1 protein-coding gene is annotated in these 305 nt (G+C 45.2%); it reads right to left on the reverse strand.

Annotation, left to right across the window (positions count from 1 at the left end; genetic code table 11):
- On the reverse strand, positions 1-305 hold a 305-nt coding region (locus tag AB4484_RS22515), incomplete at both ends, for a replication initiation protein (protein WP_372080499.1).

Genomic DNA, 305 nt, shown 5'->3' on the forward strand with positions numbered 1-305 from the left:
AGTTCATCTAGCGTGTATTCGTGCTCTGTCCAAAATTCAGTTTGCCAGTGACTATGTAACGGGTTTTTAGTTAATAGACCTGAAAAACCTCGATCAGCTTGTAACTTCTCAGTCATGGCTGATTCAATGGCAGCTAGGTACTTCATCGGCTCAAGGTGAGCCATATCAGAAGTACATACCGACACTTTCAAGCGGTAGCTAAGATGACCGTGTGCGTTCTCAGGAGTCTTAGTAGACCAATGTGGCGGTGGTAGATTGCAGTCATACCAAGCTAGAACCGCGCCTTGTCGGTCAATATCAAAGAT

Origin of the sequence: Vibrio sp. 10N.261.46.A3, from assembly GCF_041472995.1 — a bacterium.
GTDB lineage: Bacteria > Pseudomonadota > Gammaproteobacteria > Enterobacterales > Vibrionaceae > Vibrio > Vibrio coralliirubri.